We start from the raw sequence: 12,993 nt of genomic DNA on the forward strand, positions 1-12,993 counted from the left end.
TCGACCAATACGGTCATCATTCACCGATTACGGTTTGACGGCGGTTCGATTCCGCCGATTGGCATTACAGCGGCCACAGCGGCGAGGTGCCTCCCGTACCCATCCCGAACACGGAAGATAAGCTCGCCTGCGTATCGGCAAGTACTGGAGTGGGCGACCCTCTGGGAACGTCGATTCGCCGCTTTCATTCATATTATTCTCACATAGCTACTGCTGTGTGGGGTTCCTTTTATCATCAAGACTGGATCGGCGCTCATCGTCGATACCAGTCGCCTCAAAACTCACCCGTCAGCGCAGCAGCTGTGTCAATTATAGTAGCCACTGAAAGTCAGTGCACACTTGATCGCACGAGGCTGTGCGATCAGTGCGTAAACAGTTTCAGTCGTGTTACTATAGCCGTGATCTCGAGCACGTAACGATCTTTCGCGTTGGCGGGTTTCCAGTAGTGTGACTTCGTGTTCAGTACAGCAACTGCAGCCTGACCCATGTTGACGCCCGATGCAGGGATGTGAGCCGTCACAGAGGTAGCTACGATCTCAATCGTTGAGATACTGCTGTTCCCATTCCCGACGCTCCTCGATGGCTTGTCGACCGTGATCGCTGATCTCGTAGTAGTTGGTCCGCCGATCGAGCTGTCCCTTCTCGACGAGTTCCTTATTGACGAGGGTGTCGAGATTTGGATATAATCGACCGTGGTTGATTTCACTGCTGTAGTATGTTTCAATCTCGTCCTTTACGTCCTGACCGGACGGCTGATCGGCCCCTGCAATTACGTAGAGTAGGTCTCGTTGAAACCCTGTCAGATCGTCCATTGTGTCCTCGAGTGGACGAACGGGAACCCGGCTATTTGTTATCGATTTCGTATCAACTGTTCCGCACACGTTTCGCGGAGCGAACTATGGCGTTCGTATTCATCACACCCATTTCAGTTAGTAACAACGAGTTAAACCCGGTTCCATACTTGTAGCGACTGTTCAGTATCAGATATAGACGGGACGTAGAGACTATCTACAGTAGCGAACGATAAGCGTACAACGGCACGAGTAGTGACTACTTGAGTCGAGTCCCGTGACTGGTGCTTACGCAGTCATCGCGAACGCACTTGGTAGCGGCTGCTAGCCGTCTCGTAGTGCGCGAAAGAACGATAGTCGACTGTGAAAACCCGTTACCGAACGCAAGAAGCCGTATTACAGGCGGGTGACGTTGGTGGCGCGGGGGCCCTTGGGGGCCTGTTCGATGTCGAATTCGATCTCTGTGCCTTCTTCGAGGTCCGGACCGCCAACGTCTTCCATGTGGAAGAAAACGTCATCGTCCGCGTCGTCCGTCGAAATGAAACCGTAGCCGCCTGTGTCGTTGAAGAAATCAACGTTTCCTTTCGCCATTGCAATTCGAAAGAGTCCCCCGACACGTATAACAGTTCTGTTATGGAGTACATGTAGAAACAAAAATAATAGCTTCCTGTATCCAACGATCACGGGGCGAGTATCGAAGAAACAGCGGATTCAACTGTTCTCACTCTTCGATATAATCGTCACTCGAGAAACCGACGTGTCGACCACCCGAGGCGGCGCGGAATCCGTCGTACTGCTGGATGCGAGTAGTCGTTTGGAGATGAAAGCCAGCGAGCAGAGGCCAGTTCAGTCGGTTTCGTCCGAGAGCGAATCAGGTGATCGTCCAGAAACGGTCTCGAGTCGGTCGTGATTGATTTGAGCAGAACTCGGACCGTTACTCGAGCAGGTCGCTTCGGAATGGCACCGCTTAGGTGGATCCACTGGATATCTCCGGTATGACCCAGGCACGGACCCAGAGAGTGCCGACGATCGCGCAGGTGGCCTTGATCGGACTGTTCGTAACGGCGCTCGTGACTGCGCAGGTGACCGCATCGAAGGTACTGGCGTTCGAACTCCCCGTCTCGCTCCCAGTGACGGGGTCCCAACTCGTGTTGCCTGGTGCGGCACTCGCGTACGCGTTGACGTTTCTCGCGAGCGACTGCTATACCGAGCTGTACGGTCGGCGTGCGGGCCAGATCGTGGTCAACGTTGGGTTCGGTCTGAATTTTATCGTGCTCGCGCTCGTCTGGTCGACGATCGCTGCGCCGGCAGCCAACTCGAGCAGCGCTAGCCAGTTCGCGACGGTTCTCGGCGCGTCGACAAACATCGTCCTCGGCAGTCTGCTCGCGTACATCGTCAGCCAGAACTGGGACGTGATCGTCTTTCATCGGATTCGGGAGTACACCGGTGCCGAAATGCTCTGGCTTCGCAACATCGCGTCGACGGCGAGCAGCCAGGCGATCGATACCGTCATCTTCGTGTCGGTCGCGTTCGCCATCGCACCGGCGATTCTCGGCGTCGGTGCCGTGCTCCCCACCGATGTCTTGCTCTCGTTGATGGTGGGACAGTACCTGCTGAAGTTCCTGATTGCCCTCCTCGATACACCGGTCGTCTACGCGATCGTCTCGATCGTGCGCTCGCGCGAGGGGCTGGTCGCTGACGACATGCAGTCCGTCTGAGTCGCTGGTGGCCACGATTGCGGTGGGTCCTCCGAACGGAGAGCGTTTAGTAGCTCCCTCGAGAGCCATACCTATGGACGAACGCGTACGCGAACACGCCGCGGTATTGGTCGACTGGAGCGCTCGTATCGAGGCGGGTGATAACGTCGTCCTATCGGTCGGCCCGGACGCTCACGAACTGGCGGTCGCCGTCGCAGAAGAACTCGGCTCCCGTGGGGCGAACCTGCTCGCGACCTATCGTTCAGGCGAGATTACGCGGGCCTATCTCCAGGCTCACGACGGCGACTTCGATGCGAATCCGGCCCACGAACTCGCGCTGCTCGAGAACACCGATGTCTACCTCTCGCTTGGCGGCGGTCGAAACACGAGCGCAACGGCCGACGTTTCCGGTGACCAGCGGCAGGCGTACAACGACGCTCGACGTGAGATTCGCGAGGCGCGACTGGGTACCCGCTGGGTGTCGACGGTTCATCCGACGCGGTCGCTCGCACAGCAAGCGAACATGGCCTACGAGGAGTACCGAGATTTCGCTTACAATGCGATCCTTCGGGACTGGGAGTCGCTTGCCGAGGAGATGGCCCAGCTCAAGACCCTCCTCGATGACGGCGATGTGGTCCGACTCGTCTCGGAGGGGACCGACCTGACCATGCGAATCGACGATCGCACGGCGGTCAACAGTGCTGCCTCGGTTGCGTACGACTCGCATAACCTGCCAAGCGGTGAGGTCTTTACGGCACCTGCCGGGACCGAGGGGACGGTCACGTTCGACGTGCCGATGACCCTTCGAGGGGAGCCCGTCCGGAACGTCCGCCTCGAGTTCGCTGACGGCGAGGTCGTCGACTACGATGCCGATCAGGGCGCAGCCGTCATCGGCGACATTCTCGAGACGGACGAGGGCGCACGGCGACTGGGCGAACTCGGGATCGGCATGAACCGTGGGATCGACCGCTACACGGACAACATCCTCTTCGACGAGAAGATGGACGATACTGTCCACCTCGCGCTCGGTCGGGCCTACGACGCTTGTCTCCCCACCGGCGAGTCCGGCAACGACTCGGCGGTCCACGTCGACCTGATCACCGACGTCAGCGAGGACTCCCGCCTCGAGATCGACGGAACAGTGATCCAGCGCAACGGTGCGTTCCGGTTCGAGCCAGGATTCGACGGCTGAACGGTCCATTTTATGCGGAGAGCGGCGTGCTCTCGGTGTCTTGGTGCTCGAGTGGCCGTGCCACTGCTGGATGACACAGAGGACACCGACTGCACGCAGGATGTGTTTGTTCCCTCACGGGCTCTGTATCCGACAGTATTAGCTGCTTACGAGAGAGCGGCTGTTCGCTGTCGAACGGAAATAACAGCATACCAATATCGAGACAGCCCCTCATACTGAGTCCCCGCCCTGCCGGTGGCGGAGAATAATCGGCTGGCTCTGTCATCGATCTGTGGTTGTCTCTTGCCCTGCCGGGCGGACGCCTGCCGTCGACACCTCGGTGATCGGCGTCTCGTTCCCAGTGTAGGCGGATGCCGGTCTCGACGATGGTCGGCGGTTCCGTCACGTTCTCGAGTCTCGAGGCCCAACGACGACTATGCGCGATCACCTCCGGGCCGGCGTTGCGATCTTCAACGACGGCTACTACCACGCCGCCCACGACGCCTGGGAGGATCACTGGCTCGACCTCGAGGCCGGTAGCGACGACGAACGCCTGCTGCATGGCCTCATCCAGTACAGCGGCGCGGTGGTCCACGCTCGCGAGCGAAACTGGACGGGTGCCGTTGGCCTCGCCGAGAGCGCCCAGACGTATCTCGCGCCGTTGCCTGCCGACTACCGCGAGTTAGCCCTCGAGCCGGTCCGATCGTCCCTCACAGGTCTCGCGACCGATCCCGAACTCATCGAACGGCAGTCACCGATACAGATCGAACACGAGGGAACTGCCCCGACGCTATCCGACCTCGACATCGGGCCGACGACGATCGCGGCGGTCGTCTTCGCCGAGGTGTTCGGCTATGACGAGGAACCGATCGAACAGGCGCGAGCGTACGCGCAGCGGGATCTCGAGGCCGGTGACGACGCCAGCCAGTTCATTACATTGCTGTTCGATTTCGTTCGCGAGGACGAGCATCGGGGGATCGTTTTCCAGCGGCTCAAAGAACACGTCGACCGGAGACAGGCTCGCGAGAAAGACGTTGAAGGGTTATTCTAATCGAACGACGGAGGCGGGTGCGAGCGTCGGCTCCGTTCAGGCGTCGGGCTCGAGGACCCGATCCTCGCCGTCGTAGTGGGCGGAGTTGTCCTGGGGGTCGTAGTCGAGCACCTCACGGGCACGATCGATCGAGTAGTACTTGCGGTCGTTATCCGAAATGCCGTAGACGATCTCGTAGTCGTAGTCGGCCCGGATACAGCGGTCGAACAGGTGTGCACAGTCCCGGTAGGAGAGCCACATCGCTTGTCCGCGCTCGTAATCGATCGGTGGGTGGCCCTCGGTGAGATTACCGATGCGAACGCAGACGACAGAGAGGTCGTGTTCGTCGTGGTAGTAGCGACCGAGGGTTTCGCCGGCGGCTTTCGAGACGCCATAGAGGTTGCTCGGTCGCGGGAGTTCGGTCCCATCGAGGAGGTAATCGTCGTGGGCCCGGTACATCTCGGGCGTGCGCTCGTCGGTCTCGTAGTTGCCGACGGCGTGGTTCGACGAGGCGAACGCGACCTTCTCAACGCCGGCTTCGACGGCTGCCTCGAAGACCGTCTGGGTGCCGCCGATGTTGTTGGTCAGGACGCTGTTCCACGGCGCTTCCGGTCGCGGATCGCCTGCGAGGTGGATCACGACGTCGATACCTTCCATTGCCTCGCGGACGGCCTCGTCGTCAGTGATATCCGCGACGACGAACTCGCCCGGCTGGTCGCCCGTCGGTGGATCGCGATCCAGCAACCGCCACTCGTAGTCATCCGACAGGCCGCCGAGGATGGCCGTTCCGACCCGCCCCGCAGCCCCCGTGAGCAGGACTGACTGTGCCATTCGTTCGGTGTGAGGGTCAGCGTCGATAAGTACCATGCGATTCGGCCCCAGCGCGGTCGATGGTGGCACGCGTCTCCCCGTTCGCAGCGACGGCGCTCGATCCGGCTCGCTCGCATCGCAATCCCCTTCCCGACCGCACGCGAGGGCCTGTACATGCCCACAGACACAACACCGACTGACGCGGAAGCTGCCTGCTTCGAGGCCGGCATCAAGTTCGGCTCACTGTACCACCAGTTCGCCGGCACACCTGTTTCACCGGACAGCGCCGCGAGTCTCGAGTCAGCAATGGAAGAATCGATCGAAAACCAGCCCCATTGCACCGCAGTGACCGTCGACGTGCTTGTCGACGAGCTCGAGGCCGAACTCGCCGACGCGACGGCCGACTACACCGAACTCACCGGTCGCTTTCTCGAGGTCGAAATCGTCGTCGACTACGAGGGCTGTGAGATCGTCACCCGGATGGAAATGGAAGACGGCTATCCCTTGATGCGCCTCGAATCGGTCCGCGACGAGGGGTCCGACTGACACCGCGACTCAGACGCTCGAGCGGTCGACTTTTTCGGGTGCTTCAAACGCCGTCGCGAGCTCGAGCAGTTGCACTAGAATCCGACCGGTCGCGCCCCAGACGGTGTAGCCGTCGACGTGGAAGTAGTGGATGACGATGTCGCCGTAGTAGGGGTGCGAGCGACGTTCGTACTCGTAATTCTCGGGATCGAGCAATCCCGACAGCGGGAGAACGACGATCTCGGCGACCTCGTTGTCGTCGCGGACGTACTCGCGGTCTGGGACGTTGGCGACGAAGGGCGTGACAGCGTACTCGGTGACCGTCCGGATGTCGTCGAGTTGGCCGACGACCTCGGCCTCGCTGTGCTCGAGGCCGATCTCCTCGTTTGCCTCCCGGAGTGCGGTCTCGAGGATCGTCGCGTCCTCCGGTTCGGCGCCGCCACCGGGAAAGCTCATTTGGCCGGGATGCTCGCCGAGGTGGTCAGCTCGCCGGGTAAACAGCAGGTGGTCCTCGCCGTCGCGGTCGACGATCGGCGCGAGGACCGCCGCGTCGTACTCTTGATCGTCGATCTCGGTGGCCTCGTAGGCCGCAACCGGCTCGAGGGTCAGTCTCGTCGTCATTCCTCGAGGGCGTCCTCCAGTCGCGTCCGTTCGTCCGTGAGATCGACCGGGGCCCACGCTTCGAGATCGTAGCTGATATCGAGGAGCGTTCGGAGCCGGTCGTCGTCGCTCGCTGTGATGGCTTCGTCGACGGCGTCGCTGAATCGTTCGCTCGCCGCCTCGCCGAGTTGCTCGCGATCGGGGTGTCGTCGGTCGACATCGAGGATGTGGGGAACGTCTTCTGCGTGCTCCGGAACGGCGGGAAAGGCCGTCGGCCCCGGAACTAGCAGCCCCTCGTCTGCAGCCGTCGCCCCGTCGTCTTCATTTGCGGGGTCGTATCGAACGAGCGCGAACGACGCGAGTGCCTCGTCGATCGCGGTTGCGAGGGCTGCGTCGTCGACTGCCTGCCCGTCAGCACGGTAGGCGGCCTCGTCGAGCGCCCGCGCTAACTCCGCGCGGGTCAACCCCCCGAAGAGGTCGACCACGCCGGCCAGTTCGTCGGCGGTCGCGTCCATACGCAGCCTAACGGCGGGTGTCGGGATTAGTCTTGTGAGCGCGACTCAGCGTTGTGGTGTCGCCACGGTTGCGCCGCCGCGAGCACGTCCGCGGGCTCGAACGGCGCGTCGACCCATCGCGGGAGGCGCATGTCGGTGTCGGTGTCGGCTCTGGGTGGCACGATCGACTCAGCGTAGCGTGTCACCTGTGCTCGCTCGCTGGCGGAATCGTACTCGAGGCCGTTGAACGCCGCGTCGACACGGTACTGATCGATCAGCGTCGTCCCGGCGGCCCGATAACGCTCGGGCAGCGTCTCGTAGTCGGGGACGACGCCGTGGTCTTCGAGCACGCACAGGAGCGCGGCGGCAACCTCGCGGCTCATTCCCTCGAGGCCGGCCTCGCCGTCGACCGCCCGGTGGTCGTGTTCGTGACGACCGAGGTCGACCTGTGCTGTCCCGCTGAAGCCAGCGTGTTCGTAGGCGTCACCGAGCGTGCCGACCTCGAGGCCCCACGTCCGCGGCGGCTGCAGCCGACGCGCGAGATCGGCGGTCGCGGCGAACTCGCCGGCCAGTGCGTACCGGAACGCCCCGAGGTAGTCGACGATCGGGGCGTCGTGAGCGTCCGCGAGCGCTCGAAGCAGCGGTTCGTAAAACAGGCGAAACAGCCGACCGTAGAGTCGGCCACGCTCGACGCGGGCGTAGTAGCCCTTCGCGAACTCGAAATCCATCGTCAACGGCGCGAGCAGCCGCTGGACGTGGTCGGCCTCGTAGCTTTTGGCGTCGGCGTCGTGGACGACGACGGCGTCGGCAGCCGCGGCAGCCGGTCCGAGCGCAAGCCAGACGTCTCGTCCTTTCCCCCAGTCGCCGGCCAAGCCGGCGTCAGCGAGCAACGTATCCACGCCGGGTGCGTTACACCAGAGGACCTGCGTCGGCAGCTCGAAGGTGGCGAGCCAGTCACGAAACGACCCGATCTGCGCTCGCTCGGCGCGGACGGGAACGAAGACGGTCGCTGGTGCAGGCTCGAGGCGCTCGAGTTCCTCGAGGACGCGTTCGGCAGCAGGGCTCTCGTACTCGCGGGCGGTCATCGGGACGACGACGACCGTCTCGGTGACCGCGGCGACAACGTCGCGGGCGAGGTCGCTGTCCATTCTGTTGCCCTCGCCGAACTCGTGGAGCGTCGCGATTCGCTCCTGACGGTACTCCATCGATGGGTTGTTCGCGCGGACCGATAAAACGGCCACGACTCCGGCCAGATAGCGCGGCTGCAAGCGGACGGTGACGACTCGATCCCGTCTCCGTCGGTCGACTCGACATCGGAAAAAGCACCGGTCTTTTTCTATCCGTCCTGCTTACAGTCAGAGCATGCAATCAGTCAGGAAGGCACTCCGTGACGGCGACCTAGAGAAAGACACCTACGATCGACTCGTCTGTGGAGACTGCGAGAAGCCGCTCAAAACCGAAAACGACCCGGACGAGATCAAGACGGTCCGCATCTGTCCTGACTGTGCGTCCGAGTGGAAGGAGATCCGTTAACAGTCGCAAGCGCTAGCGCTCGCCGGCCAGTGCCGAAAAGAGCCGTTCTTCGAACTCTTCGTGGCTGATCCCATCGGAGGGGCCGATCCCGTTCATGTGATCGATCGAGAGCTGGCCACCGCCCATCCGCGCGTGGCCGCCCGCGCTGGCCATCGGAATGTCGCTGATGGCGTGGCGCAGCGTCTCTCCCATGTGGACCCGATCGTCACGCGACCGGCCGGAGAGATGTAACGTCCCGTCGTGTTCGCCGTAGACGACGACCGCCGTGACTCCCTCGAGGTGCATGAGTTCGTCCGCAGCCTGTGGAATCGCGTCGACGTTGCCGATCTCTCCGACGTCACAAACGGCGAAGGGGCCTTCGACCCGCTTTTCGGTGATCGCCGTTGCCTTGACCTGTAGCACGTCGTCGCTGACCTGCGGGTTGGCGATTCGGTCGAGCAGATCCTCGTCAATTCCCGGAAATAAGGCCGCAGCGGCGTCGAACTCCGCCCGCGAGCAGCCGTTCGTCAGGTGGTTCGTATCGGACTGGATCCCATAGAGAAGCCCGGTCGCAAGCTCCGGCGATACCTCGAGCGAACTCGAGTCGTCCGCTGCATCCATCGTCGCGCCGATGTCGATGAGATACTCGACGAGGACCGTCGACGCCGCCCCGTAGGCCGTTCGGACGTCGGTGAACTTCGTGCCGGCCCCGTTCCCTGGGTGGTGGTCGACGATAGCGACCGGCTCGATGGACTGGGCACCGCTAAAACCCCGCGGCGTGTTGTGATCGACCAGGACTACCGCGTCCGACGCGAGCTGGGAACTGGTCTCGATGGACTCGACCTCGAGCCCGAGCACGGTCCGGAACGCCCGATTCTCCTGATGACGAATCTCGCCTGCGTACTGCAACGTCGTAGCCGTGTCGACCGATTCGGCGATTCGTTCGACGCCCATCGCACACGACATGGCGTCGGGATCGGGGTTTGGGTGCATCAGGACGGTCACGTCGTCGTAGTCGGCCAGCAGACGCTGGAATCGGACCCCCGGCGGTCGCCGAAACCAGCGAACGAGCCACCAGATACCGAGAACGAGCGCAACGACGACGAGAACAAGCAGCGACAGCACGAGGGGCTCGAGCGAGCGGACCGAGTCACCGACCGACTGGGATACCAGTAGCGTCTCCCCGACGAACGTGGTGGCTGTCGGGGCGGTCCCAACGCTCATATCGCCATGTCAAATCGAATCACCAAGAGTGTTCCCCCGAAAGGCCCGCTTTCGACCGCTATCGGTCGCCTCCTGAGGTCCGATAGCGGTCGATCGCATCACGATACCCCTCGCGGAACGTCGGAAAGGCGAACTCGTAGCCCAGTTCGCGCAGGTTCTCGTTCGAACAGCGCTTGCTCGTCAGGATCCGTCGCCGGCCCGCCTCCGAGAGATCGTCGTCCGCGAGCCGTTCGGCTTTCGTCCGCTTCGGCGGCTGCTCGACGCCGCATTCGTCGGCCAGCCAGTCCGCGAAGTCCCACTTTGAGGTCGGCTCGTCGTCGACGACCTGCACGACCTCGCCGCGCGCGAGGTCTTCCTCGAGCACGTACCGGACCGCGCCGGCAGCGTCGTCCCGATGAACCATGTTCAGATACCCCGCCGTCACAGGCCCCTCGAGATAGCGCTCGAGCCGGTACCGACCGGGGCCGTAGAGCCCGGCAAACCGGGCAACGGTCCCCTCGAACCCATAGTTGACTGGTTCCTCGAGCGCGAGCCGTTCGGCTTCCGCGAGTACTTCAGTTTTGTCGGTCGTGGGCTCGAGTGGCGTCTCCTCGTTGACCCAGTCGCCGTCGTGGTCGCCGTGGACACCAGTCGAGGAGGTATAGACGAGCCGGTCGGGGACGTGCTCGCGCTCGCCGAAGGCCTCGATCGCCGTCCGCAAGCCCTCAACGTACACTTCCCGGGCGGCCTCGGCTCCCCGACCGCCGCTGCTCGCGGCGAAGACGATCGCGTCGACGTCGGGAACCGTCGCCAGCGCCTCGCGGTCGGTGATGTCGGCCTGGACGGCCTCGAAGCCAGCGTCGTCGATCTGCTCGACGCCTTCGTCCGACCGGCGCACGCCGATCGGCTCGTGGTCTCGAGCCGCGAGCTGTCGGCCCAGTTCGATACCCACGTGTCCGCAGCCGAGAATGGCAACTCGCATACGCGACCTCGTGGCCGGGTCGGCATAGGTTCACCGCTCGCAGCCGGGAATGGCGGTCACTCGACGGTGCGACGGTGCCCTCGAATCCGTATCAGCGCTCCGCGTTCGCGGCGACACCCCTCGTTCACGGGTCGTCGCTGTCCACGTCCCACCCGGCGATCCGTACCGGCTAGCGGCGGCCCCGCCTACGGCGCACCGTCTGCGATCACGTACTGGAGGTGGACAAACTCCGCGAACGACATCGGCGCTCGTCCCTCGATCTTCTGTTGGATCTCCTTTGCCTCGAGGTCGAGGTCGATATAGCTCTCGAGTGCCTCGACGTCGAGAACCGCCGTCGACATACCCAGTAGCAGATGCTCGAGCGCCATCGTGACCATCGTCTCCGACTCCGGTTCGTCCTCGGCGAGCGACTGGATCGCGGCGGCTTCCTCGAGAGTTAGATTCGGCGAGTCGCCGTTTGCGAGCGCCTCGAGCGTGTCTTCGTCGAGATCGGTGTCGGTGGCGACGGCTTCGGGGCCGCGCTGGTCGACGATCGTTGCGAGGTCGTCCTCGTACTCGGCCCGTAACGCGGCAGGCGAGTCGGGAACCATCATCCGCTGTTCGTAGAACATATCCGAACGGAGGGGAATACGGCAGAAAGGTATTGTGACCTCCACCGGTCGGTACGGGTGGTTCTTCGATCGGCGTGACCGCTCGACGTAGCATATCAATTCACCGGAACGTTAAACAGGCCGCTCGCGCATGGGTGTGGTATGAAAGTTGCCCTGCTCGGAGTCGGTCAGGCCGGTGGGAAGATCACTGAACGGCTCGTCCGGTTCGATGCGGACATGGACTTTGGGGCCGTTCAGGGTGCGCTCGCCGTCAACTCCGCGAAACCGGACCTCCAATCGCTCGAGTACGTCGACACGCAGCTGATCGGTGCCGACCGCGTCAACGGCCACGGGGTCGGTGGCGACAACGAACTCGGCACGGACGTCATGCAGTCGGACATCCAGCAAGTGCTTGGGTCCCTCGATGGCCGTGTCACCTCGAGTGCCGAAGCGATTTTCGTGGTCGCCGGCCTCGGTGGCGGCACCGGTAGTGGCGGCGCGCCCGTGCTCGTCCACCACCTCAAGCAGGTCTACGACGTCCCAGTGTACGCACTCGGCGTCCTGCCGGGGCGCAACGAGGGGGCGCTCTATCAGGCTAACGCCGGTCGCTCGCTGAAGACGCTGCTGCGAGAAGCCGACGCGACGCTGTTGATCGACAACGACGCCTGGCACGAACAGGGTGAGAGCGTCGAAAGCGCCTTCGAGACGATCAACGAGCGGATCGCACGGCGGGTCGGCCTGCTGTTTGCCTCCGGTGAGGCCGTCGAAGGCGTCGGCGAGAGTGTCGTCGACTCGAGTGAAGTCATCAACACGTTGCGCGCGGGCGGCGTCGCGGCACTCGGCTACGCCACCGAAGTCGCAAGCGAGGACAGCGCCGAGAACATCAGGACGACGATGAGTGTTTCCCGACAGGCGCTGCTGACGGGGACGAGTTTGCCGGATGCGACGACCGCGGAGGCGGCACTGCTCGTCATCGCGGGCCAGCCCGACGCGATCCCACGCAAGGGCGTCGAGAAGGCCCGCCACTGGCTCGAAGACGAGACTGGCAGTATGCAGGTCCGCGGTGGCGACTTTCCCCTCGAGAGCGACCGCCTCGGCGCGTTGGTCCTCCTCGGCGGCGCAGAGCGATCCGACCGGATCGAGACGTTCATGGAGCGGGCTCGGGAGGCAAAGCAGGCCCAAGAGAACGACTCGACAGATCACGCCGAGATGTTTGCCGACGACCGACTCGAGAATCTCTTCTAAGACTGCATCGCTCGAGCACTACGCGACTAGCCGGCGAGCCGATCGGGACCGGTCGCCTTCCCCGTAACCAGTTTTATTTATAAGCTGCTCACGAGCCGTGGTATAGCCCAACATGGGGGAACGACGCCCCTGCTAACGGTTTTCAGGGGGTATGCGACCGGTACATTTAAATTATAGGCGACAGTACTGTCTGTCACCAGAACGCCACCGGGGCGCGTATCGCTCGACGATCGATGACAGGAAATCTTATTCACCGAGGTTTCGCAGATCGTGAGCAGTCGCTCCGAACAGTAGAACAGACACAGCGAGGCCCTCGCCGAACCGTCGGCGGGCAGCTCGCTCG

The 12,993-nt window shown here is 62.9% G+C and carries 15 protein-coding genes and 1 rRNA gene; 7 read left to right on the forward strand and 9 right to left on the reverse strand.

The window, feature by feature from the left end:
- Positions 1 to 65: 65 nt before the first annotated feature.
- Positions 66 to 187 (forward strand): 5S ribosomal RNA (rrf, locus tag ACERI1_RS00005).
- Between the two features lie 349 nt (positions 188 to 536).
- On the opposite strand, the gene ACERI1_RS00010 is transcribed toward rrf, so the two are convergent.
- Positions 537 to 812: a PadR family transcriptional regulator gene (locus ACERI1_RS00010; protein ID WP_373615969.1), complete on the reverse strand. Its 276-nt coding sequence runs from the start codon at positions 810 to 812 to the stop codon at positions 537 to 539.
- Positions 813 to 1,187: 375 nt separating this feature from the next.
- The gene (locus tag ACERI1_RS00015; protein ID WP_049922404.1) at positions 1,188 to 1,382 is read right to left on the reverse strand and encodes a cold-shock protein; all 195 of its coding nucleotides are present in this window, start codon (positions 1,380 to 1,382) and stop codon (positions 1,188 to 1,190) included.
- A gap of 404 nt (positions 1,383 to 1,786) precedes the next feature.
- Between ACERI1_RS00015 and ACERI1_RS00020 the strand changes: the two genes are divergently transcribed.
- From ACERI1_RS00020 to ACERI1_RS00030, 3 genes are all read left to right on the forward strand, one after another.
- Positions 1,787 to 2,509 (forward strand): queuosine precursor transporter, encoded by a 723-nt coding sequence (locus ACERI1_RS00020; RefSeq protein WP_373615970.1) that lies wholly within the window; start codon positions 1,787 to 1,789, stop codon positions 2,507 to 2,509.
- A gap of 73 nt (positions 2,510 to 2,582) precedes the next feature.
- Entirely contained in the window at positions 2,583 to 3,680 is a 1,098-nt protein-coding gene (locus ACERI1_RS00025) for an aminopeptidase (RefSeq protein ID WP_373615971.1), read from the forward strand.
- Between the two features lie 415 nt (positions 3,681 to 4,095).
- Positions 4,096 to 4,710, forward strand: a complete 615-nt coding sequence (locus ACERI1_RS00030; protein WP_373615972.1) for a DUF309 domain-containing protein — start codon at positions 4,096 to 4,098, stop codon at positions 4,708 to 4,710.
- A gap of 36 nt (positions 4,711 to 4,746) precedes the next feature.
- Here ACERI1_RS00030 and azf read toward each other — a convergent pair whose 3' ends face one another.
- Positions 4,747 to 5,520, reverse strand: a complete 774-nt coding sequence (gene azf, locus ACERI1_RS00035) for an NAD-dependent glucose-6-phosphate dehydrogenase Azf (protein ID WP_373615973.1) — start codon at positions 5,518 to 5,520, stop codon at positions 4,747 to 4,749.
- A gap of 153 nt (positions 5,521 to 5,673) precedes the next feature.
- On the opposite strand from azf, the gene ACERI1_RS00040 reads away from it, so the two are divergent.
- Positions 5,674 to 6,045, forward strand: a complete 372-nt coding sequence (locus ACERI1_RS00040) for a dihydroneopterin aldolase family protein (RefSeq protein WP_373615974.1) — start codon at positions 5,674 to 5,676, stop codon at positions 6,043 to 6,045.
- A gap of 9 nt (positions 6,046 to 6,054) precedes the next feature.
- Here ACERI1_RS00040 and ACERI1_RS00045 read toward each other — a convergent pair whose 3' ends face one another.
- From ACERI1_RS00045 to ACERI1_RS00055, 3 genes are read right to left on the reverse strand one after another with little or no spacing between them, the layout of a single operon-like run.
- Positions 6,055 to 6,645: a CoA pyrophosphatase gene (locus ACERI1_RS00045; protein ID WP_373615975.1), complete on the reverse strand. Its 591-nt coding sequence runs from the start codon at positions 6,643 to 6,645 to the stop codon at positions 6,055 to 6,057.
- Complete coding sequence (locus ACERI1_RS00050; RefSeq protein WP_373615976.1) at positions 6,642 to 7,139, reverse strand: hypothetical protein; 498 nt, start codon at positions 7,137 to 7,139, stop codon at positions 6,642 to 6,644. Before ACERI1_RS00050 ends, ACERI1_RS00045 begins: the two co-directional genes overlap by 4 nt.
- A 26-nt stretch (positions 7,140 to 7,165) precedes the next feature.
- On the reverse strand, positions 7,166 to 8,323 hold the full coding sequence (locus ACERI1_RS00055) for a glycosyl transferase family 2 (RefSeq protein ID WP_373615977.1): 1,158 nt from the start codon (positions 8,321 to 8,323) through the stop codon (positions 7,166 to 7,168).
- A 157-nt stretch (positions 8,324 to 8,480) separates the two neighbouring features.
- Here ACERI1_RS00055 and ACERI1_RS00060 point away from each other — a divergent pair, with 157 nt between their 5' ends.
- Positions 8,481 to 8,651, forward strand: coding sequence for an HVO_0758 family zinc finger protein (locus ACERI1_RS00060; RefSeq protein WP_373615978.1), 171 nt, complete (start codon positions 8,481 to 8,483; stop codon positions 8,649 to 8,651).
- A gap of 12 nt (positions 8,652 to 8,663) precedes the next feature.
- Here ACERI1_RS00060 and ACERI1_RS00065 read toward each other — a convergent pair whose 3' ends face one another.
- The 3 genes from ACERI1_RS00065 to ACERI1_RS00075 all read right to left on the reverse strand — a co-directional run bounded on the left by ACERI1_RS00065 (position 8,664) and on the right by ACERI1_RS00075 (position 11,426).
- Positions 8,664 to 9,854 carry a bifunctional oligoribonuclease/PAP phosphatase NrnA gene (locus ACERI1_RS00065; RefSeq protein ID WP_373615979.1) on the reverse strand — a complete coding sequence of 397 codons (1,191 nt, stop codon included), beginning with the start codon at positions 9,852 to 9,854 and terminating at the stop codon, positions 8,664 to 8,666.
- Positions 9,855 to 9,912: 58 nt separating this feature from the next.
- Positions 9,913 to 10,815, reverse strand: coding sequence for an SDR family oxidoreductase (locus ACERI1_RS00070; RefSeq protein WP_373615980.1), 903 nt, complete (start codon positions 10,813 to 10,815; stop codon positions 9,913 to 9,915).
- A 185-nt stretch (positions 10,816 to 11,000) separates the two neighbouring features.
- The gene (locus ACERI1_RS00075; protein ID WP_373615981.1) at positions 11,001 to 11,426 is read right to left on the reverse strand and encodes a DUF5791 family protein; all 426 of its coding nucleotides are present in this window, start codon (positions 11,424 to 11,426) and stop codon (positions 11,001 to 11,003) included.
- A gap of 141 nt (positions 11,427 to 11,567) precedes the next feature.
- Here ACERI1_RS00075 and ACERI1_RS00080 point away from each other — a divergent pair, with 141 nt between their 5' ends.
- Positions 11,568 to 12,650 carry a tubulin/FtsZ family protein gene (locus ACERI1_RS00080; RefSeq protein ID WP_373615982.1) on the forward strand — a complete coding sequence of 361 codons (1,083 nt, stop codon included), beginning with the start codon at positions 11,568 to 11,570 and terminating at the stop codon, positions 12,648 to 12,650.
- The last annotated feature ends 343 nt before the right edge of the window (positions 12,651 to 12,993 follow it).

The organism is Natrinema sp. HArc-T2 (genome assembly GCF_041821085.1).
Lineage (GTDB): Archaea > Halobacteriota > Halobacteria > Halobacteriales > Natrialbaceae > Natrinema.